Here is a 26,693-nt window from a genome sequence, read left to right on the forward strand (position 1 = left end):
GGGACTATTTTAAGCAGTTAAATCTAATTAGAAAAAGCGGAGAGCATCTCTCCGCTTACTTCGTATAGAAGTTTTCAGTAAAGTAGGGCTGTCCATCAGCATTAAATGCCACGCCAACTCCTAATAATTGATAGTCTTGTTTAAGGATGTTTTTCCTGTGGCCTTCCGAATTCATTAGACCTTCATGAGCAAAAATACTGCTGAATTGTCCATATGCTAGATTTTCACCAGCTACTCTGAAGAAAATATCATCAGCCTTCATTCGATCAAAAGGTGTTTCGCCTTTAAGGTTGTTATGATTAAAGTAATTATTTTCAGCCATGTCTGCACTATGGTCACGCGCCGTTTCTCTTACAGTATCATCCCAGGTTAAAGTTGGAATCTGGTGATTCACACGGTCTGCATTAGTTAGGTCGAATAATTGATACTCAAAGCCTTCCTTTAGTTGCTTGTTGGGATTACCATAAAAACCTGATTTATTTTGTTCCATTCCTTCTGAAATGATTTGCATGGATGTCACAGTATTTTCAGTGTGGACATCATAAAATAAAGTAACATAGCTGCCATCCAATTCAAATACATCATAATCGCTATTCTCTGCGAATTGGTAATGGGTTAGACCTTTGCGGATACTGGAAAGCGGCTTGCCGAGGACTTCGTCTACACTGCCTTTACTCAGTCCATATTCAATCCCGTTGCTTGAAGAGATTAGATCCTGATTCGTGTATAAACCATTTACTCTTTCATTGTCATCATAAGCGACCATTATGAAGTTATGATAGTTTTCATGATAGGTATACCACTCAGTTCCATATTCATTTTGTGTGGTTCTTTGTGGCTGTCCAAGAGATTGTTCAACCTTACTTCGATCATCGCCAATTTCAACATTTAATATGGAGAACGATTGCTCATCTGGTGTAGTTAATTCAGGCTTTTCAACAGTTTCTACTTCATTTTGCTCAGAAGGGATACCTTTGATCCAATTTTCGGCATCCATCACTAGCTGATTGACACCTGAAGATATGGATTGAATAACCGAGTTGAAATCAGTATCATCCTTGAACGCAAGCAAATCGCTTTTTAACTGTTCGAAGGAGGTTCCTTCCGCTTTTTCATCTATTCGTTCGCTAATGCTAGGCCAAGAAATATAAACGACAAACATCAATAATCCTAATAGAAGTATCTTTCTCAATGGTTGATTCCTTTCGTCTCATTATATACTCTTTATTTCCTATATTATAGGGTTCGTAAACCTATAGAAACAAACCAAAAGACTTATCCTATTTTATCCATTAAGAAATGGAACTTGTTTTTTTATAAAAAAGGGAGGGTATGATAAGAGAAGACTGCTGAAGGGAGAGTTCATGATGAGTTTAACACCAGATGAAAGAATTGAATTGCATGGCTTTAATAATTTAACTAAATCCTTAAGTTTCAATATGTATGATATTTGTTATACAAAGACAAAAGAGGAAAGAGAAGCTTATATTGAATACATAGATGAGGAATACAGTGCCGAAAGATTAACAAAAATTTTAAAAGCAGTAACAGATATTATTGGCGCCCATGTGTTGAACGTTGCGCAACAGGATTATATTCCGCAAGGAGCAAGTGTAACAATATTAGTGTCGGAAGGACCGATTGTTGAAGTGCCTACAGAATCATTTGAGGAAAGTCCTGGACCGCTGCCAGAATCGGTTGTTATGCAGCTTGATAAGAGCCATATTACTGTACATACGTACCCCGAATATCACCCTTCGGAAGGGATTAGTACATTCCGTGCGGATATTGATGTATCTACTTGCGGAGAAATATCACCGTTAAAGGCTCTAAACTATCTCATTCATTCATTTGATACTGATATCATGACCATTGATTACCGTGTCCGTGGCTTTACAAGGGATAAAAAAGGGAGGAAGCTGTACATCGACCATGATATAAGCTCAATCCAGAACTATATCCCTGAGGAGGTAAGAGATGAATATGACATGATTGATGTAAATATTTATCAAGCACATACCTTTCATACGAAGTGTAAAATCAAAGAATTCGACTTGGATCAATATTTATTCGGATACACGAAGGACAAATTGTCCATGGAAGAAACAAATGAGATAACAGAGAAAATTAGACAAGAAATTGATGAGATTTACTATGGGAAGAACATAAAATAATAATTAGCCGTGCTGAATTAGGATTGAGAAAGCAATCTCAATCGTTTTTTCATAAAGAGCAAGGCGCATGGTGAGTCGGTTTGAAAAGCTCAGACTGTAAGACTCGATATCATGGCAAAGCGCCCAAGGCTGATGCCTTGGGCGTCATTCTTACTTGCGTTTTTTTAGTCTGTTCCCTTTGTTGCCTTTCGCTTGAAGTTTAGCCAATAGTTTAGCTGTTTGATCAAATTCTGCTTTTGATTTGGTTGTATTTAATTGGATGTGTTTAATCTCATCGTTATCCAATTCAACATCAAACCACAAGCCGGGGGCGCTGCCTACAGGTAATTCTTCGACGGGTATATGTATTTCCTTTTTGATTGTTTCAATAATGATAACCGCGTATTTTTCTTCATTTCGATCATAATAGCCAGAGTGCAAAATATCACCCTCCTACACAGGCGAGATTTTCATCAATGATATCAGCCATTCTTGCAGGACCAATACCGCTGATCTTACTTAATTCATCCAATGATTTCAACGGACGAAGTTCAATGATTTGCTGCGCTCTTTCATCACCTATATGAATGATTTCTTGAAGTTCCATAGCAGAAGCAGTATTCACGTTTATACAGCTACTGTCCACAAACTTTACTATCTCAGGTTCAATTTTTTCCACTGGTGAATCTTGATTACTGGGATTGTTAGTCACAACTTCAAAATCTTCACCGTCAGTAATGATTTTGATTGTCCCATCGATGTCAGTTCCATAAAGGTGTATCTTATTTCGCTGGATGAGCTCAACTACTTCCTTATGTGGATGACCATAGGAATTGCCCATCCCTGCACTATAGATGGCTATGTCTGGATTGACGGCGTTCAGAAATTCTTCGCTTGTTGAGGTGGAAGAGCCGTGATGCCCAAGATGAAGAATGTCAGCTTCTAAATTAAAACCTGCTTCAATCATCGCTCTTTCATTTTTCTTGGCCGCATCCCCTGTGAAAATAAAACGAATGTCTCCATAAGTTAATTTAAGTGAGACTGACTCTTCATTGGTATCCCCAGTAATTTCATTCGGATAGAGGACTTCAATATTTAAGGGGCCAATATCAAATTCTTCACCAGCCCGAGGTTCGTAGTATTCCGTCTGCTGGGAATCTATCGCTGCCAAAACTCGCTGGAATACTTTTGAGGTACTTAGATTGCCTGAGAGCCACACCTCGTCTACATTCAATTCTTCGATCACTCGATCAAGCTGCCCAATATGGTCTGCATCGGGATGTGTGCCAATGGCAAGATCAATATGATTAATGCTCTGTTGATGTAAATAATCGATTACTTCTGTTCCAGTAAAGTCACCAGCATCAATCAGGATGGCGTAATCTTCATCCGCTTCTGAAAACTGAATGAGAGTCGCATCTGCTTGGCCGACATTGATAAAATGAGCGAAGAGCTCATTCTCAGGTTTAGGACGGTCGCTGCTGTCAACCGCTGTCGACACGCCACATCCGGATAAAATCAATAATAAAAGTATAATAAGCTTCTTCATTCTTCTCCCCCTACCAAACTATTATAGTACAAAACGAAGGAAGGAGGATTGGCGTTTATTTTCTCTTCTGCTCTTCTAATAACTCGATCACCTTATCTAACTTTTCTTCCACCACTTTATTGTCATTTCGTTTAGATCTCAATATACGGATAATCTGGACAATGAAATAAATAAATCCAAATAGGATAAGAAACATAAGGATTTGGAATATAATGTCCCCCATGTTTATCATAAATAAGTCATCCTTTCAATACTATATATACATATTTTATCCTAAAATCCCTAAAGATTCCATGCTAAAATAAAGCAGAAAAGGAGGGGTAATAGGTGCACTCAATTGATATGATATATATCTTAATTTTTTGTATTGGATGGGTTATTATTGGGACCTTTGTATTGAAAAAGTATAAGGGGAGAGATGAAAAACCGCGGTTATACAAGGTAATGATCGTTTTACTTGTAGGGTTATTTTCGTTTACATTTAATTTTAATTTATTAAATCATTTTGTCTCTATTTCTATTTTGCCGTTAGGGGTATGGATGGTATATTTCTTCACTAGAAAAGGTCAATGGAAGTCTTATCGATACTATGCCTGGCTTGGTTTCTTTGCGAATTATTTATTTATGCTTTTATTGTTGGCGAATGCGGGGCTGCACAGCCTTGTTTATCCAAAATCCTCCCCAACCACTTTTGTTGCAAGCACTGAAAAACCCTATCTATTAGAGTCCCATTCAACCGCAAAGGAAGTGTCATTAAAGGATGACTTTGTGACGATTATCTCGACCTTTAAACAAGGGAGTCATGATGTAGAAGAATGGTATTACGTCCACGTTAATGACGAGAAAATGAAGGATGAACAATTTCCATACATTTTAACAGGAACATACTCTAAATTCGGTTCGAGCCTTAAGCCAATGATATATGTTGAGAAGTCAGGGAAAGGCATCCTCGTATTGACAGATGGTAAGCAGCAATATTTTGAAGGGCAGCGATCAATTTTTGAAAGCGAAGTGGAGGGGAGAGAATGAAAAAGCTTAAAGTTTTGCTGCTGATCCTTGGCGCATTTCTCCTCGTGACGCTCGCTTATGTCTATTATGATCAATCGCAAAAGACTAAAATGCCAACTGATGAAGAATTGATAAAAGAACTTTCTATAGACGAGACAAGGGACGGAGTCAAGCATATCCAGGATAAGGTCAAAATTGATGACAATCGGCTGTTTGTTCCTTATATTTCTACAAAAGGGGATTACAGCATAAGTTTATGGGAGTGGGACCGTGGTAAATGGGAACTTAGAAGCTGGGGTCAGAAAGGGGAAGTGCGGATTTGGAAAGGGAAATTGAGCAAGCCCTCTTCATACTATTTAGTTTGGAATATGTCACCAAAAGATAATATTGGTCAAATCAAGGTTTCTCTAGGTAAAGAGCGCGTCTTTTACGTGTCAGATCAGGAAATGAGATACAATCCTGAGATTGATTTATCAACAGAAATAAACGTTGAAAATAAAACATATGGATATCAAACCATTTCAGAAGAATGGGTTCAGTTTCTGACCCATTATTACCAAGCTGAAACTGCAATTAATTTTGATTCATTATTTAATCATGTTTTCGCGAATCAATTCATAGTCTATACATGGATAGCAAAGGATGCGAAAGGAAATATCATTCTTCCGGAAAACTCAGTATTCGGAAATGGATCAGGCGGCGGTGAGAGCGTTGATTATATTATTTATCAATCACCAGATGAATAATCATTTGGAAAAATCAGTGCCTAATGTTTGAATCTTATTCTCAAATCTTTCAAGTTTCTTTTTTAAGTGTTCCAGCTTAAGCTCAAGCTCATCCAGACGAAAATCAACTCTGTCATGATCAAGGTCCATTAAGATTATTAATTCTTTTAGTGAATGTACATCCTTATGTGATTTCATGATTTGCTCCTTTATAAATGTATTTGACCTGCCTTGCAGGAAGCACTCTATTACAGAGTGCCCCTTTTGCATGGCTGATAATCATCTCCAAAATTGCCACCATGTTTTTTGGCTCTCTGTTGTGGCAGCCGCATTTCGGAAAGAGACAATCATATCATTGAATGCATCTTCTCTTTCTCTCAGACGATGCAGGTACTCTTCATGCTCTTTTTTCATTGTTTCAAAGTAAATATCCCGATCGGCATTCATGCTATCCTTTAGCGTGCTGATTTCTGCACTGAATTCAGTGCCTGTCACTTCTGCGGAGCTCGAGATATAGTGAATCATCGTTTTGAATTCTTCGGAAGAGGCTTCCGAGGATTCTTCGATCTTATTAGATATATAATGAATTTGGTCAGTCGTTCGTTTAGATTGCTTTGCCACTCTTTTTGCTAAAGTTTCGAAGGCATCAGTGCTTTGTTGTGTAGTTAGCTGAAGTTGATCAGTCATTCCCTCTAATTCTGCCTTCGTTTTTTCGTTTGATTTATAGATGGAATCTGATAAGCTTTTAACCGTATGAAGAGAGCTCTTAGATATTTCCTTCTTCATCTCATCAATCACTTCTTTTTTAATACCCGTTCTAATTTCATTTTTAATCTCTATTAGTAAATGGTCTTTAAATGTTTCCATGGCAGCCATAAATTGCTCCATATTACCGGTGTCTTCTTTAGGATGAAGGGGTTGCTCCTGTTGTATAGGTTTCAAAGAGGTTTCGATTGTTTCAGAAGCTCCTTCTGAATCGTTCTGAGAGGTTTCAAGATGTTGTTTTAAAAGCTTGCGAATCATTTTTTGACTTAAGTTTTGGCTTCGCATGTCCTTTACTGTGCTTAGAAGCTGTATTTCTTCTTCAGTATAGAAGCGTGCTCCATTTTTTGATCTCGGAACGATGAGGATACCTTTTAAATCTTTTTCCCATTGTCGTAGTGTGCCAGGTGGGACATTTAAATTTTTGGATACCTCATTAATGGTATATGCTTGCATAATCTGTTTCATGTATAATCTCCCTTTCATCATAGTGTAATTTTTCATGTTTCGGAAGGGGATTCCGAACTACTAACCAATCTCCTATAAATAGCTATTCAGCACAGCTACCTTCATTTTCCTGCAAGTTGACAAAAGCTATCAAAAGAAGACGATATTCCGCAAAAACAGGCACTTTATAACGAATTGATGAAAAAGAAAGTCGGAAAAGAGGATTAGGAAAAAAGATACATAGATGAGGATAGTAAAATTGTCACTATAGCATTTTTAAGTCAAATAAAGTAAAAAAGATGACCAATTTTGGTCATCTATCTGAAGAACTGTATTTAAGCGATTTCTTAAAAATCCATTTTAACAAGGGAGGAACAGCGAAAAAGATAAAAAATAATCTAAATAGCTGGTATCCCGTGACAACTGATAGATCTGCCCCAACTTCATGAGCGATGATGGCCATTTGATCCATGCCGCCTGGAGAGAGACTGAGGAAGCTAGTTGCTTCTGAAAAATGAAAATATTGGCTTAGTACAAAGCTCAGGAAAAGAGAGCCGAGGATTAAAAAAGTACTGCTAACCAATGCAAGCGTAATCAGCTTTGTTTTATGCTCTAGCTTTTCAGGATGCATCATTAATCCGATATTCACACCAATAAGTATTTGTGATAAGTCGAGCAAGCCAATTGGAAGTTCTGGTCCATTAAAGCCGATAAGACCAAGCAAAGCTGTGCCAAGTATAGGACCAAGCAGAAACGGCGTCGGTGTACCCATCTTTTTAAACAGAAGCGCGAAAACAATAGCAACGACAGCAAAAACAATCAGATTTGGAAAGAGTCCGCTCCAGTGAGGAGTGACAACTTCAGGTACAAATGATTGCTCTTCACCAAAGAGTGGACCAAAAATGAGAAAGGGTACAAGGAAAATAATCATAATTAAACGGATGACTTGAAGGAAAGTGACGACAGTTACATTGACTCCCTTTGTTTCCTCTGCAAGTATCATCATTTGAGACAAGCCGCCAGGTATACTGCCAATCAAAACCGACGGATAATTAATTCCAGTTAGCTTTGAAATGAGAAAAGCAGTCAATGCGCTTAATAACACAATGAATACTGTCATTAGTAACATGGAAGGCAATTGGTGGCCAATAAAAATAAGTGCCTCTTTTGTTAATGATAGTCCCATCGAATAACCGATGATAAGTATTCCGATGTTTCTAAGGTAAGGGGGCCAGTGAAGCTCTTTTTTTGTGACAATCGTAAAAATCATAATCGAGGCTATTGATCCTAATAGCCAGCCGACTGGGATATGTAATAAATGAAAGATAAGTCCGCAAAGTGATGCCAATAAAAAGGCAAAAACCATGCTCGGAAACTTTTGAGAATTCATATGATGACCTTCTTTTTTAATTGAATCATTTCGATTTATGAAATATACGTTCATATTACCATATTTTTATAGTTAATGTTTAATCACTAGCAGGAATTCACTCTGAATAACAGAATAAATGGGAAGGCGGTGATAAAGATGAAAAGGTATAAGGACTTAGCTGGCAAAGAGCTAAATTTGTTGAATGGGCTTCCGACATATATATTTATAGAAGAAAAGGATGATGGCCTAAATCATCTTCTATTCTCTTCAAGAATGGGATCAGTCCTCTCATTAGCGAAAGAGCAAGAGCTGGTTCGAATCGGCGTACTATTAATTAAAAATAATGATCTTGATTACATAGAAAAAAGGCGTGAATTAATTAAACTCGGCTTTCATTTGTTTTCCACCAATGTGACAGTAAAAAGAAACTTGGGAAATGCAGATTTCGAGCCAAGTAATCTGGTTTGGAAGACTATTGCTAAAGATGAAATAACCGTAATGGAATTCCAGTCTTTATGGGAAAGGTGTAAAAACCCTGGAATGAAGATCGACGCACAAATGCAATCTGTGAAAAGTGAATTAGGCCATGGATGGGAAAAATACTGCATGGCAGCATTTGATAAAGAGGTGCCAATTGGGATTAGCATTCCCCATATTGAACCAGGAACAGAGGATGAGGGCAGGCTATTTTATTTCGGTATTTTACCAGAACAAAGGGGAAAGGGCTTTGCGGCAAAAATGCATGCTGATTCGCTTCAATCACTCATTAGCATCGGCGCAAGCTATTATATTGGAAGCACAGCTGAAGAAAATACTACGATGGTTAGAGTGTTTTTGCGAAATGGTTGTTTGCTAAATGAAACAACTGAAGTTTTCTACCTCTATTTAAAAAACCATGAAAGGTGAGTCATATGTTCTTAACTCGTATTACAAAATTACAAAATCAAATTCCTTCACAGGAAACCTACCCTTTTTCCATTCCTGCTATTAAAAATATGAATGAAATTGAGCTGACTAAGAGAATCACTTTCTTAGTTGGTGAGAACGGCTCAGGCAAATCAACTTTACTGGAGGCTATAGCAGATAAATGTGACTTCCATACTGCCGGAGGGGGGAGAAACAATCTTTATGAGGTGCATGAAGCCCAATCAGCGCTAGGGGGATATATTAGATTATCTTGGATGCCGAAAGTGACGAACGGTTTCTTTCTGCGTGCTGAATCCTTCTATCAGTTTGCTAGTCATATAGATGACATAGATACTACAGGCTATCGCGATTATGGCGGAAAGTCACTGCATCATCAATCACATGGAGAATCGTTTATCTCCTTATTCCTAAATCGTTTCAAAGGAAAAGCTATCTATCTATTAGATGAGCCGGAAGCAGCACTATCTCCCGCTCGGCAGCTTGCGTTCTTAAGAATTCTCCATGATTTAACCAAAAATGAAGATTGTCAGTTTATCATTGCCACTCACTCACCTATCTTGCTCGGCTATCCGGATGCAACGATTTTAAATTTCGATGATGGCTGTATAGCAGAAACAAAGTATGAAGAGACCGACCACTATCAAATTACTCGTTATTTTCTGGAAAATCGGCAAAGGTATTTAGAGGAATTATTTAAGGAGGATTCACCAGATGACTGAAGACTTTTATTGTGATCAAGTATTAAACGGGAAAACAGAAGTACAAAAGTTGTATGAAACGGAAAATGTTCTTGCCTATTATCATACCAAACCGTTTTATCCCGTACATATCGTGACCATTCCAAAGCAGCATATTGATTCTTTGCTAACGATAGAAGACCATCCATTATTAATTGAAATGTTGGAAGTCATAAAGAAAGTTGCTGCACAGGTAACCGAAGAGAACGGGGCTGCCCGGGTATTGACCAATCTGGGAAACTATCAAGATTCAAAGCATCTTCATTGGCATATTGTTCACGGAGAGCCTTTAGTGAAGTGATTTTATTATATTTTAAAACAATATAGCGTGAATAGGTTACAGCTAAGCCTGAAAGTTCCGCTGATTTGTGAAAGATTTTCTTTAATTACTCTTTCATAAATATTGGGCTTTTGTCCAAAGCATCGGTATTTAATAATATCGATTGGGGATTGCAAGTATTCCGTGCTATTAAATGCATCAATAGAATAGTAGGAGAAGTCAGCATTTTTAGGCTCTTTTTCAAGCTTATCTATGATAGGAGTGCCAATTGTGTGCGGGAAGAATTCGGGGGAAAAGTGAGATAGCTCTTTCCCTAAATCGTCATCTGGGTGAAGCCCCAGGGCTTCTCCACCTTGTTTGATAATCCTTTTAAGATAGGGACAGGCAGAAGTGGGTCCCTTACGGTTATAAGGGCAGTCAAATTCATTGTTGCCAAAGGGTAATCCATTTTTAGAATTTAAAAGACACCATTTCATTTTAATTGTTCTCTTTACATTTGTTTGTCCTGCCTTGAAATAATGATAGTATGGATATTAATCAAAAGAAAGGATAGATGTGATGATTATACCTAATAAAGAACTGTTAATTATGCGTCAGTTAGTTAGAAGAATGCACTTAGAGTCCAATGAACAGCATTATGTTAATAACCTTGAAAAAGGATTTGAAGGGGAGGCGGCATTCTGCGAAAAACTAAGCCTGCAATCCAACAAAGCAGTCATTCTCCATGATCTTTTACTCGAAATAAACCAAACCATTTTTCAAATAGACTTTCTCATCCTATATGATAAACTCTATCACCTTGAAGTGAAAAATTACGAAGGAGATTTTTATGTAGATAAGGATTGCTGGTTCAGCATATCGGGATAGGAAATAAAGAATCCACTTAATCAATTGAAGAGAAGCGAAACAGCTCTTAGGCAATTATTGGCTCATAATAAATTCAATATTCCGATTGAATCCTTTCTTGTCTTCGTTAACCCTGAATTTACGCTCCTGCAAGCACCTCTAAATGAAAAAATAATTCTTCCAACACAGCTACCGCGTTTTTTGAATAAATTAAATCAGCAATCACCTAAAACCTTCATTCATAGTAATCTTTCAGCACAACTTACAAGCCTAAGGATAAGTGAAAATCGTTTCTCCCGAATCCCTTCCTATAAATATTCTGATTTACAAAAAGGAATAACTTGCCCTAGTTGTAGAAGTTTCATGCACCCCGAAAATTCAAAAATACATTGGAGCACATGCAGTTATTTTGAAAAAAAAGAACAAGGGCTATTTCGAAGCATTCAAGATTTCTATTTGCTATTCCCACAGACTAAGATCATGACAAATATGATTTATGATTGGTGTGGAGGAACCTGTTCAAAAAAATTTATCAGAAATAGACTAAAAACCTCATTTGAACTTTTGGGGCGTACACAAAAAGCATTTTACGGTCCAAAACATATGGAATAATGTTTTATGATCAAAACTAGTGCATGGACAAGGTAGGGAAGGGTGAAAAGGGTAACTAGATGGTCAAACTAGTGCCCGAACAAGGTGGGAAATCTCAAAAAGGGGTAACTAGTTGACCAAACTAGTGCCCGGATGGAGAAGAAAAGTAAGAAAAGGGTAACTAGATGACCAAACTAATGCCCGGAGAGAAGAAAAGCAAGAAAGGGGTAACTAGTTGACCAAACTAGTGCCTGGATGGAGAAGAAAAGCAAGAAAGGGGTAACTAGTTGACCAAACTAATGCTCGGATGGAGAAGAAAAGCAAGAAAGGGGTAACTAGTTGACCAAACTAGTGCCAGGATGGAGAAGAAAAGCAAGAAAAGGGTAACTAGTTGAGCAAACTAATGCCCGGATGGAGAAGAAAAGTAAGAAAGGGGTAACTAGTTGACCAAACTAATGCCCGGATGGAGAAGAAAAGTAAGAAAGGGGTAACTAGTTGAGCAAACTAATGCCCGGATGGAGAAGAAAAGCAAGAAAAGGGTAACTAGTTTATAATAAGATTTTCCAGTGCAACAAAATTAAAAAAGCAATAACCCATTTAGCGGTTACTGCTCTAATCCACATTATATAACCTATTGAAGCGGTAGCCACTTCACTTTCCAAATGCCTAGTTTATCTTTTATTAACCTAAATGCAGTTCCTTCGTTTCTAATATTTATATACGCAGTCTGTTCATCTACTATGACTTCAGATAAATCGCTTATTAATATTTTATGGAGAATACTTTGTTCAGGCAGGATACTATTTCTTTCCTTAAAGTAGGTATCGATAAACGCTTGTTTATTCTCGAATGGTTGTTGAGATTCTTCATCCAGAATGTATAACTTATATTGTGTTGCTGGGTCCTGAATTTGATCGGCATAGAAATAGAGCTGGAAAACTTCTGCGGGTGAAAGGCCATCAAATAACTTTGTTTTATTTGATAGGGCATATTGTTCGTAAATAGTCTGTAGGCTAGGTTATTTCCTTATTATCTATCGAAAGTTTGAATGGCTTTTCATTTAACGCTTCTTCTGTGGCATTTCCACGTCTTTTGCAGAGACAATCCACTCTTCTTTCCCATTCATGGAATGGTAAATGGATATATAGTTAGCCATAAAGGCAACATTTTCAACCTTGGATGCGCTCGGAATGATTGGCGGTTCATCGAAAGCTGCTTTTAATTCAGAAGGAGTCGAGCGGACAAATCTCCACATCCAAGGCAGTTAGCTTACTTTAACTTTTGTCTACAAGCTGAGCAGTGTTTCACACACTGCCGTTCTCATTTTTGCTGACTTGATATTTTTCGTTTATGCTTGTTTCATTAGGTAAACTGATTTCTGTACGATTGTTTGCAAGCGTAGCGACTAAAACACCGATAATAATAATCGAGGCGCCCGTAAAGTCTTTTATAGATAAGCTTTCACCTAAGATGATGACAGCCAGCATCGCTGCAAAAATCGGTTCTAATGAAAACATCAGCCCTGTTTGTGTAGGAGTTGTATGTTTTTGTGCAACCGCCTGACAGACGAAACCGAATGCACTGCACAGGATGGCCAGACCTAATATCGCAATCCATGCATCATAGTTGCTGGGCAGTGATGGCGTTTCAAAGATTAAACTGAAAATGAAAGCAATGAACCCAGCTATACCTAATTGAAGCACACCAATCGCAATGGCTTCATGTTTCTTTGTAACTTTTTCTATTACAAGAATATGAATCGCGTAAGCAAGGGCAGAGATCACGCATAAAACATCACCAGGATTCAAACTTAACGTACTATTAAGTGTCATAAAGCCAATTCCAGTAATTGTCAATAACAGCCCGATGCGTATTGGCAAAGAAGGCAATGACTTAAGTAATATGCTTTGAATCACCGGTACAAAAACAACAGTCAAACTTAATAAGAAACCTGCATTTGAAGCCTTAGTCATGCTTAAACCGAAAGTAACAAAAGAAAAAACTGTAAAAAGTAAAAAACCTAAAACGGTTGATGCTAACACTGCCTGAATCGAAATTCTCAATAAATATTTATAAAAAATGAGTCCGGCAATTAAGAAAGCAATTATGCAGCGAAGTGCCACTAGATTAAAGGTTTGCAGGGAATCTAATCCCATCTTCATGAATATATAAGAGAGTCCCCAAAAGAAATTAACAACCACTAGTAAAATAGTTGCTTTTGCTCGATTACTCATTTCATCATTCTCCATCCATCATGTTTTCAATCTGTATTATAATCGAGGTTTTGATATTAATAAAACGAATATTTTTCATTGATTACATTAAAAAAATTCATGTAAGGAGACATTCTATGAGCTTAGTTAAATATGAGGTTTTTAGTAAGGTAGCAGAGCTTGGCAGTTTCACTAAAACAGCCGATTTTCTAGGACTGACACAATCAGCTGTCAGTCATGCGATTGCTAATTTGGAGAAGGAGTTCGGTTTTTCACTCGTTCAGCGAAGCCGATCAGGAATTACGTTAACCAATGAAGGTCATGCATTGCTTTTGAATATACGAAAAGTACTGCACTATGATGAACAGCTGCACCAGGAAGCAGCGAAGATCACCGGATTAACAAAAGGGACAGTGAGAGTAGGGACATTTACAAGTGTTTCATCAAAATGGCTGCCAGAAATTATTAATATTATGGAAATAGAGTTTCCCAACATTCGGATTGAGCTCATCGAAGGCGATTATTTCGAAATTGAGAAGGGCATATTAAACGGGAAAATCGACTGTGGATTTATCAATGTTGATCATTCAAATCATTTTGATATCATTACATTGAAAAAAGACAGGCTCCTTTGCATTGTTTCCAAACAAAATGCATTATCTCAACAAAAAACGATTCAGCTGACCCAGTTAGTCGATGTTCCTTTCATCATGCCGACCTATGGTGGATACCATGAAGTGAAGTTTCTGTTTGAGAATAGCCAGCTACAGCCTAATATCCGCTTTGGATTAATGGCGGAGGATTCAATCAAGTCAATGGTAGCTCATGATTTAGGTGTAAGCATCCTGCCGGAAATGTTACTGGAAACACTGCCATCCGGATGCAAGGCGATTCCACTTGCACAAGATAGTTATCGTGTACTCGGACTGGCTACACGCTTCAACTTATCTCCTGCAACAAAGCAGTTTGTAGAGGTCACAAAACGGTGGATCAAAGAGCAATGATGAAAACATTATTGGTTGACTGTCGGAGCAAGGTCAAGTTATGGAAGCGGGGTACTAAGTTAGGTGAGCATTAAATAGGTTAGATATGAAAATAGTGCCCGAGTGAATGGTAAGAGAGTGATAGGATAAGTTGATATTGAAACTAGTTTCTTGGTGAATGCGAAGAGTAGCGATAGAGGAACTTGACGGTAAAATTAGTTTTCGATTCGGTCGAGCGCGCTTGATCCCTGAAAAAGGACTGGATTATCATTCTAGTCCTCAAACCAATTAAAATACCTACTCTACTAGGCTCCACAATATCCTTTATTTCAAGAAAAGAAGAGAGCTGTCCAAAAGACAACTCTCTTTTTTTCTAATCCAGATCTCAAACAATTTCAGCTATTAATTCAATTTCTACATTTCCATTAATAGCTCGCGATATCATGCATGATGATTCCGCTTTTTGAGCGAGTTTAAGGGCTCGTGAACGGTCTTTTTCACTTGCATCTTCTTTTAAGACAATGGTTGGCTTATGGATGATTTTTTTATACGTTAGTATCCCTTTTGTTTCATCCACAATGGCAACTGACTCCATATGTAAATCTCTTTTAGCTAAGCCGCTTCTTTCCATTATCGCAGCTAATGTAATAATATAGCAGGTTGCGGCTGCACCCAGCAGCAATTCGTCTGGATTTGTCCCCACTCCTGGCCCGTTCATTTCAGGGGGAATGGATACTTTTGTTTTTAATTGACCGCTTTCAATCTCTCCTACATCATTTCGTAACCCAGGCCAATGTGCTTTTAAAAGAAATTGGTGTTCTGCCACGTTTAACCCTCCATTAGTTTTGTAATACAAGAATTATACAGATAATCAGGTGAAAAAGGAAAGGATTGGCTTTTATCGCAAAACATAATCATGTAAAATAAAATAAAATAGAGTCATAGGGGGAAACTGTGAACATACTTGATTGGTTCTTAAAAACCAAAAATACTTTATCTGAATTTTTAGCTTTTCTTTTTGGGTTTTTGACTGCAATTTTTATTCCAAATATATTAGGGTTAGAAGGCATCGGGATTGTGATTGCCATTCTTATCATTTTTATCGGTATGCGCGGATTGGAATGGGTGTTAGCGAAAGTGCTAGGAGAAAAAGATAAGAAGTTATCAAGGAATAATTATTTTGCGATGGTTTTGTTTTTTCCTTTCCTTGCAATTCTTTCATACATCCTTTTTCGCAATTAATCTATGCAAAAATAGTGATAGCATGTTAATCTATGATATTAAAATGTATAAGCAAGGAGCATACTCAACATGAAACTTATTTCCTGGAATGTAAACGGTATAAGAGCCTGTGTAAAAAAGGGCTTTCTAGACTATTTTAATGAAGTAGATGCAGATATATTTTGTATACAAGAGTCAAAGCTGCAGGAAGGGCAAATTCAACTGGAGCTTGAAAACTATCATCAATACTGGAACTATGCGCTTAGAAAAGGTTACTCTGGAACAGCTGTCTTTACAAAACATAAACCAATGTCAGTAAAATATGGTTTGGGCGATAATGAAACAGAAGATGAGGGAAGAATTTTAACCTTGGAATTTGCTGATTTCTACCTTGTAAATGTGTATACTCCCAACTCAAAAAGGGATTTGACAAGGTTATCCTACAGATTGGAATGGGAGGATTCCTTAAAGTCATATTTAATTGAGCTTGATCAGAGGAAGCCTGTTGTTTATTGTGGAGACTTAAATGTCGCGCACCAAGAAATCGATTTAAAGAATGCCCGCTCTAATATCGGAAATTCTGGTTTCACAGTTGAAGAGAGAGGGAAGATGTCGGATTTGCTTTCCACTGGCTTTGTTGATTCATTCCGTTTTCTTTATCCTGAAAGAACGGATGTCTATTCTTGGTGGTCTTATATGGCCAATGTTAGGGAAAGAAATATCGGCTGGCGAATCGATTATTTTATCGTATCGGATAAAATTAAAGATAAAATTAAAGACACGGATATTCATTGCGATGTAATGGGGAGCGATCATTGTCCGGTCATGTTAAATATAGAGCTATAGTAATTAGTGAGGCATCATGAAAGTGGTGCCTTTATTTTTGTCTGAAATTTCTTTTATTCGTAAGGCTAGACTGATATGATAGAATGGTAGTTTCTTACAATAAAATAGTGTAGAAGGAGTTGATTTATAAGAGAATGATAGAAAGTGCTATTTTCCCATATTTATTATTAACTGGAATTATTTTAATTTTAATTGAGTGTATAAATGCATTTAGTCTCCAACAAAATAAAGGATTTATAGCTGAATCATTAATATCGACAGGGTTTGTTTTTGTTATTGCTATTGCTCAATTCGTATTCGGACTTTCAGAAGCCATGGATGTGACTGCAGTCAATACGATATACATCTTTATTTTTATTCTCATTGTTTATATCATCTATAGAATTTTTATATATGGACGTGTTTACACTGTACATAGAACGACAAGAAGCGACCTCGTAAATCATATTAAGAGGGAGCTAAATACATTTGACATTCCTTATATAGAAGAAGAAAGCATGTATAACAAGAAACATACTTTCAATTTACTAGAAGATCACACTAAACTGATTATCAGCTGGAACAGAACCGAGAAGAGCCAACATACATATACATTAATATTTAAAAAATGGTGGAAAATTCATCGATATCATGAAATGAAAGAAAACCTAAGAGAAATTTACATAAGAGAGCGGCAAGATCTCATATTTAAAAAAGAGCTGGTTTGGTATGTAATTGAAATTTTATTTCTAATCTTTACGCTGTTTTTCGTTAATCATCTATTGAAGTAGTAAAGAAACCACTCATCATGAGTGGTTTCTTTACCATTCGTTTTCATAGTCAAACATTTCCGCTAATCTAATCATTTCTTCAGGATAAAAAGTTCCGCTTGAATAGAAATAGTAGATATTCTTATCTGTAATAACAGTTAATCGCTCACTCGAGCCATGGTTAACATCGTTATTAAGTTGAATCACTCCGTGCTGGCCAGCGATATCAACTTCATATGCAGTATATGATTTAGAAGGGAAATGCTTATGGGGTAAAAAGGCTTCTACCCACTGATTTATAGGCTGGCTATGACTTTGTGTATGTACAGATATCATTCTTCCTGCAGTAGTTGTTAAATAAAAGGCTTGTGATTCAATTTGCTGTTTTCCATCGATATTAGTGATAGCAAGTGTTATATTAGGCTCCCCGATGATCGTATCAATAGTCTGATCAGCATCAAGCGGATAAACTGATTGCTCTCTGCCTTGTTCAGTTAGAACGGGCTCTCTTTGATTGTTGTGATTCTTCTCATAATTAAAATGGATTCCTTCTTGCAATATTGGACTGTTGGAGTCTTGGTTAGTTGTGATTGAGCTGGATAGTATAGTCGCTATAAATATAAGAGCAAAAGCGGCGAAACTAAATGAGAGTGTGGGAGCGACCCATAGGCGTTTTCTTTGTTTTTTGTTTTCTCGAGTTATTTGCTGTACTAACTTAGCCCCAAGTTGACCCTTCCTTATCCGAGTCCATTCCATCTGGCTGTCCATTTGCTTTAGAGAATGGCTTAAATAGCCTTTGTCTTCATGAGAGTTCTTCATAATGCTCCTCCTTTAACAGCAGCTTTTCAAGATGATTTATACCTCTTGATAGAGTGGATTTAACCTTGCTTTCAGACCAACCAAGGATTTCTGCGGTTTCTTTCGTAGAGAACTCTTTTATTTTTCTCAGAATGATCACCTCGCGATAAGTGAATTTTAATTTGTCTAAGGCTGAATAAAGTTGTTCTATGTCTTCGTTGATTTGCACTACTTGTTCTGTTGATCGGGTACGCTCCTTATATGAGTGAGATAGGATTGTAAACAAAAGTTTAGATCGCTGTTGTTTACGCAAGTAATCTAAGGATGAATTTCTTGCAATAGAAAATAACCATGTTTTTAAAGAGGCCTGTCCTTGGAATTGATCGAACGACTGATAGGCTTTAAAAAAAGTATCTTGTGTTATATCCTCAGCTTTATGAAAATCCTGAATTAACATCCCTACATATTTCAATATGGAGTCACTATGTAAATCATAAAGGGCCATGATCTTATGATGTTTTTCAATATTTGCATCCAACTGCTGACCTCCTTTCGAATTTCTTATCATATAGACGTCTGAAGTAATAATCGGTCGCAGTTTCCTTCTCTTTATTTTGGATAATTTCCCTGAAAAGGTAAATACTAAATTTACTTATAATAGGAGTGTGGATCGTGTGAATGAGACTATCGTTGTCCTTGTAAGATCGATTATTGCATTTGGAACTTTACTCATTTTCACTCGATTTTTAGGAAAGCAGCAAGTGAGCCAAATTACTTTTTTTGATTATATTTTGGGGATTACAATCGGCTCAATTGCGGCAAATTTATCCTCGGATATTACGACTGATGCTTGGCCCTATTGGGTTGCACTATTTGGATGGACGATTATGGTTTTGATTATGCAAAAGGTTGCTGTCAGGTGGAGGCAGGCCTCTGTCTATATTGACGGAGAACCAGTGATAGTCATTATGAATGGCGAGATTATGGACGAAGTCATGAAAAAACTTCGCTTTAGGATATCAGATTTGCAAGAACAGCTCCGAGAAAAGGGTGTGTTTGATATAAAAGAGGTTCAATATGCAGTCGTTGAAAAAGATGGTCAACTCTCGATACTTAAAAAAGCTGATAATTTGCCAGTCACACCAAGTGACATGAAAATAAAAGCAACCTATCGAGGAATGGGTACCGAGCTCATATATGATGGCGTTCTCGTGGAGAATAATCTAAAACAAGTGAATAAGGATCAATTATGGCTGCAGGGTCAATTAGAAGCAAAGGGGTATAAGGATATTACAGAGGTTTTTTTGGCTGTCATCGATGCAACTGGAGAACTGTTTCTCGATGGTTATAAAGATAAGATGGAAAATCCAGTTGATATCACCGACTTTAAAGGTTTAAAGTAGCTTCATATGAAGGAGTTTTTACTTTATAAGGTTGTTCCCCTGCTCATCCTGGCAATCTTTATTATGACGATGAAATCCGGTGATTTCTTGAAAAAATCTTTTACCGATGAAGATGATGTTATGCAATACGTTGAGCTCGTTAATCAAAGCATTGACGATGGTGATTGGGCAACAGCTGATAAGAATATTAAAGATACAAAAGACGCTTTTTTGATTGTCCAAAAACGCATTCAATTCTCTGTTGAAAAAAGTGAATTAAACAGAATGGGTGCTGCCATATACCGTGCGATTGGATATGTCGATGAACAGGATGCAGCTGGTGCAAAAGCCGAGCTGCAGGAGATAAGATTCACTTGGGATGGATTAGGCAAGTGAGGTGTTAAAGCTAGCAAGCAGGGGAATTTTCCTTGTTGCTAGCTTTTTTTTACTTTATTGAGGGTTTCTCTCTTATTTTTATTGTTTTCTTATATAATAAAGTAAAAATAAGCATAGGTGGTCATTAAATGAATAAGAGAAAAATTATGTTTACTGGCGGGGGCTCTGCTGGACATGTAACACCTAATATTGCGTTAATCAATGAGCTTCAGCATGACAAAAATGACCTCTACTATATTGGATCACATAGTGGAATAGAGAAAGAGTTAATAGGGAAATTGAATGTGCCATACTTTGGGATTAGCAGCGGGAAACTGAGAAGATACATCGATATGGAAAATGTGAAAGATGTTTTTCGAGTGCTCAAAGGAACTTCTGAAGCACATAAAATATTGAAGAAAATAAAACCAGATTTATTATTTTCAAAAGGAGGATTTGTCTCTGTTCCAGTTATTTTAGCTGCCAGTATATTGAGAGTCCCAATCTATATACATGAAAGCGATTTGACACCGGATTGGCAAATAAAATTTCCAAGCGGTTTGCAATGAAAATTTTTACTTCATTTGAGGAAGCCGCAGCGTTTTTTCCATCAGAAAAGGTAAAAGCAATCGGTTCACCAATTAGAAAAGAAATTTTCACTGGAACAGCGAGTAGAGGATTGTCCTTTCTCGGGATTCACGACCAAAAGCCGATCATTACGATTATGGGTGGGAGCTTAGGTGCTAAAGCGATCAATGAAACCGTGCGCTCGTCATTGGAGTCATTAACTAAACGGTTCCAGATTGTCCATCTTTGTGGAAAGGGACAGTTAGATTCTGAGTTAAATAAAGTAGATGGCTATAAACAATTTGAGTATATTCACAATGAGTTGCCGGATATCCTTGCTGCTTCCAGTTTTATTATCACAAGGGGTGGTTCAAACTCAATCTTCGAGTTTTTATCATTACAAATTCCAATGCTCATTATCCCATTATCAAAGAAACAAAGCAGAGGAGACCAAATACTAAATGCACAAGCATTTGAACGCAATGGATTTGCCATTGTCTTGGATGAAGAGAATTTAAGTGTTGAGACATTAGAAATAGCATTGAAAGAGCTGGAGCTAAAAAGCGCACAAATCATACAAACAATGAAGCAATCTCCATTGACGAATGGATTGGATTATCTTCTGAAGGAGATCCGAGAAATCGAAAGCAAGGCGCAATAGACTTTATGCTTTTCATTGATGGAAAACTAAATGTAAAGTCAATAAATCAAGATTAAAGGCCCTTCATATAAGAGACACAGAGATGAAGGGTTAATATACCAAAAATAAAAGCCCTTCATACTTGAGAAACCAAGAGGAAGGTCAAATAAACCCAAATAAATGCCTCCTCTAAAGTGAAACCAAGCCTAAGGAGATAGAACCCCAAAATACCCTTCACATGAGAAAATCTCATTCAAAGGGCAAATGATAAGTCCTCTATCCGTAAAAATCTAAAACAGCTATTTATTTAGTTTTTCCAAAAAAGCCTCAAGTGTTTTCGTATATAATTCAGGCTGATCCCGGTGAACGAGATGACCGGCAAAAGGGATAATAGCTGTGTTTATCTTCCTATTTAAATCGCGATATTGAACTGCTGCTGTAAATTCAAATACTGAGTCGCCGCCTATTAAGCACATGCTTGGTATTTTTAATCCCCCAACATCTCCGGTTTCATGAAATGGATAAAAATCATTATTATTAAATGAGGAAAATAGCGCTTTCCAATCGTTTTCACCATGAATATTGTTCATAAAATGAACAACCTCCTCATTACCAAAAATATGGGTTTCGAAGCGACCTGCTTCCTCCTGTAATATTTCCTTCCAGTTGTAAGGTTCGATCGGAAGGATCCTGAAAATGTGAGGGACTTCACCTTTTCAGGGTGTTTTTTTGCATACATGAGTGCTGCTTGTCCGCCTAATGAAACACCAGCAATATGGCATTGCTCTACCTTCAATGATTCCAGCGTTTCCAGTAAATCATTAGCGAAATGGCTTGTATAATTTTCAATTTGGCCAGTTGATTTTCCATGCCCTCTTAAATCAGGTCGTATAACCATATAACCTTTTTTTGAAAAATAATCACTTTGCTCTGTGTATTCTGTTCCGCCTGTCATTCCTCCAGAATGAATCAGAACAAGCGGTTCACCTGTACCTTGTATATCTGTGTGTAATATCATTGTGGCCTCCTAGTGAAGATAATAATTGATTTTTCGACAAAAGCAGGTAAAATCCTCCTATTTGTGAACAAAAATCGAAATAATTAATTAAATTTTGAAAATATTTTGCGTTTCAAGGTAATTATTGTTGCTTTGTAACGTAATATAAATTACCTTTAGAAGTAAGGAGGTGGGTGCAGTGGAAAATTTATGCTTGAATGTTGCTTTATTAAGGAGAAAGGTGCCGAACCTTACTACAGCTGCTAAATCGGTTGGGTTGCGTCCGGCAACAGTATCCAATTTGTGTACAGGGAAGATTCCAGTTGGAAGAGCTGAGCTTCGCACAATTGCCGCACTTGCATCTTTAGCGGAATGCACGATAGACGAATTAATATTGAAAGGGGAAAAGGTTGAAATGATTGAGACGAAAATTAAAGCGTTGGACTTATTTGCACCGTTGGCAAAAGGAGGAACGATTGGCTTAGTTGCACGACCTGGAATGGGTCAGTTAGTCTTGTTGTCAGAGTTATTTTTCCGGCTGCAAAAAGAGGATTATACGACCGTTTTATTACTGCCAGATGGGGATTATCCAGAGATTGAGGATGTTTTTCAATTTATTGATATGAAGGTTTCTTCGATTAAGGAAGCATATGAAGAGATATCTGCTAAAGGAAAAGATGTGAATATTGCATTTGCTGCTGATCGATCACATGTTCTGACTGGGGATATTATCGAGCTACAAACACAATTAAATAATATAGGGATGAATAATGTGACAACTTTCCTGGTGGATTTAAAAGGAGAGGTAGTCGATGAAGATATGCCTTATGGACCATTGGAAACGCTATGGCATTTTGATGTCGATCTTGCAGCAAGACATAAATATCCTGCCGTCAGCCCTTTGTATTCAACCTCATCAGTACTTGAAGGTGCACACCTAGACCAAAACCACTTAACAATCCAACAAAATGCACAAAAACTTCTCCGCAGATATCGTGAATTGCGATCGATTGTTCAAACGAGAGGGATAGAGAAACTCCCTGATTCAGAAGTGCAAACCTATAAAAGAGGAGAACGATTGGAAGCCTATTTAACTCAACCTTTTTATGTTGCTGAAGAGTTTACCGGCATTAAGGGTTTATCTGTCCACTTATCTGAAACATTATCAGATGTTAGGAAAATCATTGACGGTAAGGCTGACGCTATGTTACCGGAACACTTAGCCTTTATCGGCCAACTTGAAATGAATTAGCAAAAAAGAAACAAGGCATCAACCATTTTGATGCCTTGAAAAGTATAACCAGCTATTTTATTATCGGAATCCATATTTCACTCTTGAAAGCAGGAGAGGAAGTATCCTTATCCTGATTCCATAATAATATTTCTGGACCCTCGACAATTTCGTACTGTGCAGTAGGGAACTATTCTCTAGTAGATGCGTCCCCAAACATTTTGCAGGGTTTCAGGAAAAGGACCAATCGCTTCAAAAACTGCCCAAGTGGAAGCTGAAACTTCCATCAGCAGCTCCAATCATATGATAGAGATCACCTTTTTCGTCATTTCTTCCTTCAGAGAAACTAGTTGAAGCGCTGATTAATCCTTGAGGTTGAATGTTGGAAAGTGCTTTAAGCTGATTAATTGTTTTTATCTGCAATCCTTTCCACATTGCCTCAAGTTCTGGATTAACCCTGGTAGTGCCCCTATAAAGCGTGAGATAGAACAGCTTAATTTTGAATCGAATAATAGATAGTCCACTAAATATGAATCTAATTTGGCTATAGAGCATTTTAAGAGAGTGTGTTATAGAAGAATATTTACGGATTATATATACTGGATTTCAAAACCACTATTCGAATTATGAATATAAATGAATATTTTGCACCTAAACGAAGAGAAAAATCGTCTAATAAGTAGAGGAGGATAGAAAAATGAATCAATTACAATTTACACAATCCAAACCCTCAATAAATAATAATTGGAGTAAGGAGGAGAAGCTTGATTTTTTAATGAATGAATATGGAGATAAGATTATTCGACTTGCATATTCATATGTGCGTACCAAACATTCCGCTGAAGATATTGCACAAGAAGTTTTTATAAAGTGTTACGAACATTTAGATGAATTTAGAGGAGATTCTTCCCATAAGACTTGGCTTTACAAAATTGCGATAAACAAATGTAAAGACCATTTAAAGAGTTGGTCACATCGAAATGTTGTATTAACTGAGATAAAAACTTCCATCCAAAAGGTAATGCACCCAGCGTCAGATATTGAATGTATTAGAAAGGAAGAAGGACAGTTCATTTCAGAGAAAATTCTTTCGTTGCCACGTAAATATAGAGAGGTTATTATATTTTATTATTATGAAGGTCTAAGCTTAAAAGAAATTTCTAATTTACTTAATTTAAATATAAATACTATAAAATCAAGATTTTATAGGGGGAAAAAATTACTTGAGAAAGAGCTAAAAGGAGGGGATTTTCTTGAATAAACTTAATGACCTTGATGAAAAAATGAACCGAACTGTATTCAAAGATATTAAATTTGAAGCTAATCACAAAGAAAAGGTCTTTGAAGGCATCAAAAAGAAGAAAAGTACATATAAATTTCCCTCTCTTAGATATGTTTTGGCATCTACCTTTAGTGTTGCAGTAACTATTTCAGTACTTATTATTTTCTTGAACATATACGACTTTAACCTTACATCTATTCAGAATGAGCAAGTAGATCATAGTAATAACGCTACTGATCATGACATTAATGAAGTTACAAACCTTTTGAATAGTTATTTACATGCTTTAGAGACTAATGATGTCTCATTATTGGTAGAATACTCAAATGATATAAGATTCCCAAATAAAGATGAACAAAAAGAGCAGTACTTAAGTATTGAGCAGCAAATCTCTGACACTAAAATAGTAGAATTAAACAGGGTGAATGAAATTAAATTTGAAGCTACAATAGAACTTGTTGATGACGGGGACATGTCTGAACTTAAATTACCGATTGAAAAACAAAAATCAAATGAGTGGATAATTATAGTTGGTCAAGATTTATAACGTGAATGTATCGTTTTAGTATATAGATAAAATACTACCGAATTGATTTTTGGACAATATTAAAATTTTTTGGTTATATTGAAATTAATGAACGCCTGAAAAGTCAAGCGTTTTTTAATTCTATAAAAATTAATAAAGAGAACCACTATATTTAAATAACTTAAAGACAGAATTAGAACATTATATAGCCACATTAACAGATACAGAATGGCTCTTTCCTTCTCGAAAAGGAAATCTACCAATCAGCAGAATCCAGGCTTATAGACAGCTTAATAAAGCAGCAGATATGATCGATATATCAGAAGGTATTGGTACTCATACGATGAGAAAGACTTTCGGATATTGGCATTATAAGCAATTTAAAAACATAGCAGAATTACAAACGATTTTAAATCATAATCATCCAGTGGTTACATTACACTATAAGTATGTGTCAATTTAAAGGCAGCAAGAGTTAATCTTCTTTTTCTCACACACTCAGATAATATCATCCCCGCTAAAAATGAAAACATCCTTTTAAAATGGTACTCTGAGCATAACGCAAATTCAGAAAAACCTTTATAGTCGATATTTTTTGTCAGATGATCTTCAATATACTGCATCGCATTATTCATGTTTCTTAGCATATCCACCTTCATGACCTCCCTTCAAATAAAAAATAACAGTCATTATTCATGTTCACCCGACAGACCGTCCACAGTTTTGTAGTATGTACCTGAATGAAAATTGGATATAAAGGGGTGGTATAGATGAACTTCATGCTGGAACAAGATTTAGCAGCTTCGACACAGTTTTATGAAACGCTCTTAGCGATTCAGTGCTAAATCAGATCAAAGCTGCATTTTTAAGCATGAAGGATTTTCCTTGCTGTTGACATCAGATCAAGTATTATCTTCTGATCATTATTTTAATTCAAGAGCGAATTTAAGAAAAGGAACGGGTGTTGAACCTGTCATATTTGCCGATGATATTTATGAATCTTATGCACAAATGAAAGAGTACTATTCAGATGAAATAGAGTCAGAGTTGAAGATGCAGTTATGGGAAATGATTGATTTTCACGTGATTGATCCTGATGGTTATTATATAAGAATCACAACTAGAAGGGTTTGATTATTTTTGCAAAGACATGATATATTTATATAAGGATTATAGATACCTTATAGTAGAAAAACATCTAACAAAGGATGTTATTTAATGAGCCTATTAAAAAAATTATTCTCTAAAGAAAAACAAATAACGATTGAGTTTTGTGAAAAGAACTTGGATCGTTTTTATTCTGATGAAGACTTTTCAGTGATCGGGCCTTTTTTGCAAGGAAAAGGCGTGGAATATAAGCAATACGAATGTCAAAGCAAATGTAAATACTGCAAGCAATCTCCATATGCGATTATTAATGGAGAATTTGTTCAAGCGGAAAGTCCGTCTGAGCTTCTAAAAAAAATGAAAGAATTTAAATAAGCAA

The 26,693-nt window shown here is 36.7% G+C and carries 32 protein-coding genes and 5 pseudogenes; 21 read left to right on the forward strand and 16 right to left on the reverse strand.

Features of this window, described 5'->3' with window-relative positions; all coding sequences use genetic code 11:
* Nucleotides 1–55 precede the first annotated feature (55 nt).
* On the reverse strand, nucleotides 56–1,192 hold the full coding sequence (locus tag J2S17_RS00765) for a CAP domain-containing protein (RefSeq protein WP_307470942.1): 1,137 nt from the start codon (nucleotides 1,190–1,192) through the stop codon (nucleotides 56–58).
* Nucleotides 1,193–1,367: 175 nt separating this feature from the next.
* On the opposite strand from J2S17_RS00765, the gene speD reads away from it, so the two are divergent.
* Nucleotides 1,368–2,174 (forward strand): adenosylmethionine decarboxylase, encoded by an 807-nt coding sequence (speD, locus tag J2S17_RS00770; RefSeq protein WP_307470943.1) that lies wholly within the window; start codon nucleotides 1,368–1,370, stop codon nucleotides 2,172–2,174.
* A 150-nt stretch (nucleotides 2,175–2,324) separates the two neighbouring features.
* Here speD and J2S17_RS00775 read toward each other — a convergent pair whose 3' ends face one another.
* From J2S17_RS00775 to J2S17_RS00785, 3 genes are read right to left on the reverse strand one after another with little or no spacing between them, the layout of a single operon-like run.
* Nucleotides 2,325–2,594 (reverse strand): DUF3006 family protein, encoded by a 270-nt coding sequence (locus tag J2S17_RS00775; RefSeq protein WP_307470945.1) that lies wholly within the window; start codon nucleotides 2,592–2,594, stop codon nucleotides 2,325–2,327.
* A gap of 4 nt (nucleotides 2,595–2,598) precedes the next feature.
* A complete protein-coding gene (locus J2S17_RS00780; RefSeq protein ID WP_307470947.1) occupies nucleotides 2,599–3,702 on the reverse strand; it encodes an MBL fold metallo-hydrolase in 1,104 nt (367 codons plus the stop codon).
* Between the two features lie 55 nt (nucleotides 3,703–3,757).
* Nucleotides 3,758–3,934 carry a DUF4083 family protein gene (locus tag J2S17_RS00785; RefSeq protein ID WP_307470949.1) on the reverse strand — a complete coding sequence of 59 codons (177 nt, stop codon included), beginning with the start codon at nucleotides 3,932–3,934 and terminating at the stop codon, nucleotides 3,758–3,760.
* 95 nt (nucleotides 3,935–4,029) lie between these two features.
* Between J2S17_RS00785 and J2S17_RS00790 the strand changes: the two genes are divergently transcribed.
* Nucleotides 4,030–4,731: a hypothetical protein gene (locus J2S17_RS00790; RefSeq protein WP_307470951.1), complete on the forward strand. Its 702-nt coding sequence runs from the start codon at nucleotides 4,030–4,032 to the stop codon at nucleotides 4,729–4,731.
* A complete protein-coding gene (locus J2S17_RS00795) occupies nucleotides 4,728–5,456 on the forward strand; it encodes a hypothetical protein (protein ID WP_307470953.1) in 729 nt (242 codons plus the stop codon). The genes J2S17_RS00790 and J2S17_RS00795 overlap by 4 nt, the downstream gene beginning before the upstream one ends.
* Here the strand turns inward: J2S17_RS00795 and J2S17_RS00800 are convergent, their stop codons facing one another.
* From J2S17_RS00800 to J2S17_RS00810, 3 genes are all read right to left on the reverse strand, one after another.
* Nucleotides 5,457–5,633 (reverse strand): hypothetical protein, encoded by a 177-nt coding sequence (locus tag J2S17_RS00800; protein ID WP_307470955.1) that lies wholly within the window; start codon nucleotides 5,631–5,633, stop codon nucleotides 5,457–5,459.
* A gap of 81 nt (nucleotides 5,634–5,714) precedes the next feature.
* Nucleotides 5,715–6,665, reverse strand: a complete 951-nt coding sequence (locus J2S17_RS00805; protein ID WP_307470957.1) for a MerR family transcriptional regulator — start codon at nucleotides 6,663–6,665, stop codon at nucleotides 5,715–5,717.
* A gap of 292 nt (nucleotides 6,666–6,957) precedes the next feature.
* Nucleotides 6,958–8,034: an AbrB family transcriptional regulator gene (locus J2S17_RS00810; RefSeq protein ID WP_307470959.1), complete on the reverse strand. Its 1,077-nt coding sequence runs from the start codon at nucleotides 8,032–8,034 to the stop codon at nucleotides 6,958–6,960.
* 138 nt (nucleotides 8,035–8,172) lie between these two features.
* Between J2S17_RS00810 and J2S17_RS00815 the strand changes: the two genes are divergently transcribed.
* From J2S17_RS00815 to J2S17_RS00825, 3 genes are read left to right on the forward strand one after another with little or no spacing between them, the layout of a single operon-like run.
* Nucleotides 8,173–8,922 carry a GNAT family N-acetyltransferase gene (locus J2S17_RS00815; RefSeq protein ID WP_307470960.1) on the forward strand — a complete coding sequence of 250 codons (750 nt, stop codon included), beginning with the start codon at nucleotides 8,173–8,175 and terminating at the stop codon, nucleotides 8,920–8,922.
* Between the two features lie 5 nt (nucleotides 8,923–8,927).
* On the forward strand, nucleotides 8,928–9,662 hold the full coding sequence (locus J2S17_RS00820) for an AAA family ATPase (RefSeq protein WP_307470962.1): 735 nt from the start codon (nucleotides 8,928–8,930) through the stop codon (nucleotides 9,660–9,662).
* Nucleotides 9,655–9,981 carry an HIT domain-containing protein gene (locus J2S17_RS00825; RefSeq protein WP_307470964.1) on the forward strand — a complete coding sequence of 109 codons (327 nt, stop codon included), beginning with the start codon at nucleotides 9,655–9,657 and terminating at the stop codon, nucleotides 9,979–9,981. Before J2S17_RS00820 ends, J2S17_RS00825 begins: the two co-directional genes overlap by 8 nt.
* Before the next feature lie 5 nt (nucleotides 9,982–9,986).
* On the opposite strand, the gene J2S17_RS00830 is transcribed toward J2S17_RS00825, so the two are convergent.
* Entirely contained in the window at nucleotides 9,987–10,436 is a 450-nt protein-coding gene (locus J2S17_RS00830; protein WP_307470966.1) for a hypothetical protein, read from the reverse strand.
* Between the two features lie 82 nt (nucleotides 10,437–10,518).
* Here J2S17_RS00830 and J2S17_RS00835 point away from each other — a divergent pair, with 82 nt between their 5' ends.
* On the forward strand, nucleotides 10,519–10,827 hold the full coding sequence (locus tag J2S17_RS00835) for a nuclease-related domain-containing protein (protein WP_307470967.1): 309 nt from the start codon (nucleotides 10,519–10,521) through the stop codon (nucleotides 10,825–10,827).
* A 24-nt stretch (nucleotides 10,828–10,851) separates the two neighbouring features.
* A complete protein-coding gene (locus J2S17_RS00840; RefSeq protein ID WP_307470969.1) occupies nucleotides 10,852–11,418 on the forward strand; it encodes a hypothetical protein in 567 nt (188 codons plus the stop codon).
* A 1,039-nt stretch (nucleotides 11,419–12,457) separates the two neighbouring features.
* Here the strand turns inward: J2S17_RS00840 and J2S17_RS00845 are convergent.
* Nucleotides 12,458–12,652: a hypothetical protein gene (locus tag J2S17_RS00845; RefSeq protein WP_307470970.1), complete on the reverse strand. Its 195-nt coding sequence runs from the start codon at nucleotides 12,650–12,652 to the stop codon at nucleotides 12,458–12,460.
* Between the two features lie 49 nt (nucleotides 12,653–12,701).
* Nucleotides 12,702–13,631 carry a DMT family transporter gene (locus tag J2S17_RS00850; RefSeq protein WP_307470972.1) on the reverse strand — a complete coding sequence of 310 codons (930 nt, stop codon included), beginning with the start codon at nucleotides 13,629–13,631 and terminating at the stop codon, nucleotides 12,702–12,704.
* 116 nt (nucleotides 13,632–13,747) lie between these two features.
* Here J2S17_RS00850 and J2S17_RS00855 point away from each other — a divergent pair, with 116 nt between their 5' ends.
* Nucleotides 13,748–14,614 carry a LysR family transcriptional regulator gene (locus tag J2S17_RS00855; protein ID WP_307470974.1) on the forward strand — a complete coding sequence of 289 codons (867 nt, stop codon included), beginning with the start codon at nucleotides 13,748–13,750 and terminating at the stop codon, nucleotides 14,612–14,614.
* Nucleotides 14,615–14,978: 364 nt separating this feature from the next.
* Here J2S17_RS00855 and J2S17_RS00860 read toward each other — a convergent pair whose 3' ends face one another.
* Nucleotides 14,979–15,419 (reverse strand): OsmC family protein, encoded by a 441-nt coding sequence (locus J2S17_RS00860; RefSeq protein WP_307470976.1) that lies wholly within the window; start codon nucleotides 15,417–15,419, stop codon nucleotides 14,979–14,981.
* A gap of 128 nt (nucleotides 15,420–15,547) precedes the next feature.
* On the opposite strand from J2S17_RS00860, the gene J2S17_RS00865 reads away from it, so the two are divergent.
* From J2S17_RS00865 to J2S17_RS00875, 3 genes are all read left to right on the forward strand, one after another.
* Nucleotides 15,548–15,835, forward strand: coding sequence for a hypothetical protein (locus tag J2S17_RS00865; protein WP_307470978.1), 288 nt, complete (start codon nucleotides 15,548–15,550; stop codon nucleotides 15,833–15,835).
* Between the two features lie 69 nt (nucleotides 15,836–15,904).
* Nucleotides 15,905–16,660, forward strand: a complete 756-nt coding sequence (locus tag J2S17_RS00870; RefSeq protein ID WP_307470980.1) for an exodeoxyribonuclease III — start codon at nucleotides 15,905–15,907, stop codon at nucleotides 16,658–16,660.
* Nucleotides 16,661–16,794: 134 nt separating this feature from the next.
* On the forward strand, nucleotides 16,795–17,430 hold the full coding sequence (locus tag J2S17_RS00875) for a hypothetical protein (protein WP_307470981.1): 636 nt from the start codon (nucleotides 16,795–16,797) through the stop codon (nucleotides 17,428–17,430).
* Between the two features lie 30 nt (nucleotides 17,431–17,460).
* Here J2S17_RS00875 and J2S17_RS00880 read toward each other — a convergent pair whose 3' ends face one another.
* Nucleotides 17,461–18,228 carry a hypothetical protein gene (locus J2S17_RS00880; protein ID WP_307470983.1) on the reverse strand — a complete coding sequence of 256 codons (768 nt, stop codon included), beginning with the start codon at nucleotides 18,226–18,228 and terminating at the stop codon, nucleotides 17,461–17,463.
* On the reverse strand, nucleotides 18,212–18,745 hold the full coding sequence (locus J2S17_RS00885) for an RNA polymerase sigma factor (protein WP_307470985.1): 534 nt from the start codon (nucleotides 18,743–18,745) through the stop codon (nucleotides 18,212–18,214). The genes J2S17_RS00880 and J2S17_RS00885 overlap by 17 nt, the downstream gene beginning before the upstream one ends.
* A gap of 136 nt (nucleotides 18,746–18,881) precedes the next feature.
* Here J2S17_RS00885 and J2S17_RS00890 point away from each other — a divergent pair, with 136 nt between their 5' ends.
* The 3 genes and pseudogenes from J2S17_RS00890 (at nucleotide 18,882) to murG (ending at nucleotide 21,192) form a co-directional block, all read left to right on the forward strand.
* Entirely contained in the window at nucleotides 18,882–19,610 is a 729-nt protein-coding gene (locus J2S17_RS00890; RefSeq protein ID WP_307470987.1) for a DUF421 domain-containing protein, read from the forward strand.
* Nucleotides 19,611–19,616: 6 nt separating this feature from the next.
* Nucleotides 19,617–19,985: a DUF4363 family protein gene (locus J2S17_RS00895; protein ID WP_307470989.1), complete on the forward strand. Its 369-nt coding sequence runs from the start codon at nucleotides 19,617–19,619 to the stop codon at nucleotides 19,983–19,985.
* Between the two features lie 128 nt (nucleotides 19,986–20,113).
* A pseudogene (gene murG, locus J2S17_RS28775) lies at nucleotides 20,114–21,192 on the forward strand (undecaprenyldiphospho-muramoylpentapeptide beta-N-acetylglucosaminyltransferase).
* A gap of 278 nt (nucleotides 21,193–21,470) precedes the next feature.
* Here the strand turns inward: murG and J2S17_RS00910 are convergent.
* Nucleotides 21,471–22,189 (reverse strand): annotated as a pseudogene (locus J2S17_RS00910) (alpha/beta fold hydrolase).
* A 178-nt stretch (nucleotides 22,190–22,367) separates the two neighbouring features.
* On the opposite strand from J2S17_RS00910, the gene J2S17_RS00915 reads away from it, so the two are divergent.
* A complete protein-coding gene (locus J2S17_RS00915; RefSeq protein ID WP_307470995.1) occupies nucleotides 22,368–23,420 on the forward strand; it encodes an ATP synthase beta subunit C-terminal domain-containing protein in 1,053 nt (350 codons plus the stop codon).
* 52 nt (nucleotides 23,421–23,472) lie between these two features.
* Here J2S17_RS00915 and J2S17_RS00920 read toward each other — a convergent pair.
* Nucleotides 23,473–23,855 (reverse strand): annotated as a pseudogene (locus J2S17_RS00920) (GyrI-like domain-containing protein); the annotation flags it as partial.
* 241 nt (nucleotides 23,856–24,096) lie between these two features.
* Between J2S17_RS00920 and J2S17_RS00925 the strand changes: the two are divergent.
* The 3 genes and pseudogenes from J2S17_RS00925 to J2S17_RS00935 all read left to right on the forward strand — a co-directional run.
* Nucleotides 24,097–24,660, forward strand: coding sequence for a sigma-70 family RNA polymerase sigma factor (locus J2S17_RS00925; RefSeq protein ID WP_307470997.1), 564 nt, complete (start codon nucleotides 24,097–24,099; stop codon nucleotides 24,658–24,660).
* Nucleotides 24,653–25,228, forward strand: a complete 576-nt coding sequence (locus tag J2S17_RS00930; RefSeq protein ID WP_307470999.1) for a CHASE3 domain-containing protein — start codon at nucleotides 24,653–24,655, stop codon at nucleotides 25,226–25,228. The genes J2S17_RS00925 and J2S17_RS00930 overlap by 8 nt, the downstream gene beginning before the upstream one ends.
* Nucleotides 25,229–25,424: 196 nt before the next feature.
* Nucleotides 25,425–25,670, forward strand: a pseudogene (locus J2S17_RS00935) (tyrosine-type recombinase/integrase); the annotation flags it as partial.
* Here the strand turns inward: J2S17_RS00935 and J2S17_RS00940 are convergent.
* Nucleotides 25,654–25,860, reverse strand: a pseudogene (locus J2S17_RS00940) (AraC family transcriptional regulator); the annotation flags it as partial. The pseudogenes J2S17_RS00935 and J2S17_RS00940 sit on opposite strands and share 17 nt — an antisense overlap.
* Nucleotides 25,861–26,098: 238 nt before the next feature.
* On the opposite strand from J2S17_RS00940, the gene J2S17_RS00945 reads away from it, so the two are divergent.
* Both J2S17_RS00945 and J2S17_RS00950 read left to right on the forward strand, forming a co-directional pair.
* Nucleotides 26,099–26,341 (forward strand): VOC family protein, encoded by a 243-nt coding sequence (locus J2S17_RS00945; RefSeq protein ID WP_307471001.1) that lies wholly within the window; start codon nucleotides 26,099–26,101, stop codon nucleotides 26,339–26,341.
* An 84-nt stretch (nucleotides 26,342–26,425) separates the two neighbouring features.
* Nucleotides 26,426–26,689 carry a DUF1450 domain-containing protein gene (locus J2S17_RS00950; RefSeq protein WP_307471003.1) on the forward strand — a complete coding sequence of 88 codons (264 nt, stop codon included), beginning with the start codon at nucleotides 26,426–26,428 and terminating at the stop codon, nucleotides 26,687–26,689.
* The last annotated feature ends 4 nt before the right edge of the window (nucleotides 26,690–26,693 follow it).

The sequence above is a fragment of the Cytobacillus purgationiresistens genome, from assembly GCF_030813235.1.
GTDB lineage: Bacteria > Bacillota > Bacilli > Bacillales > Cytobacillaceae > Cytobacillus > Cytobacillus purgationiresistens.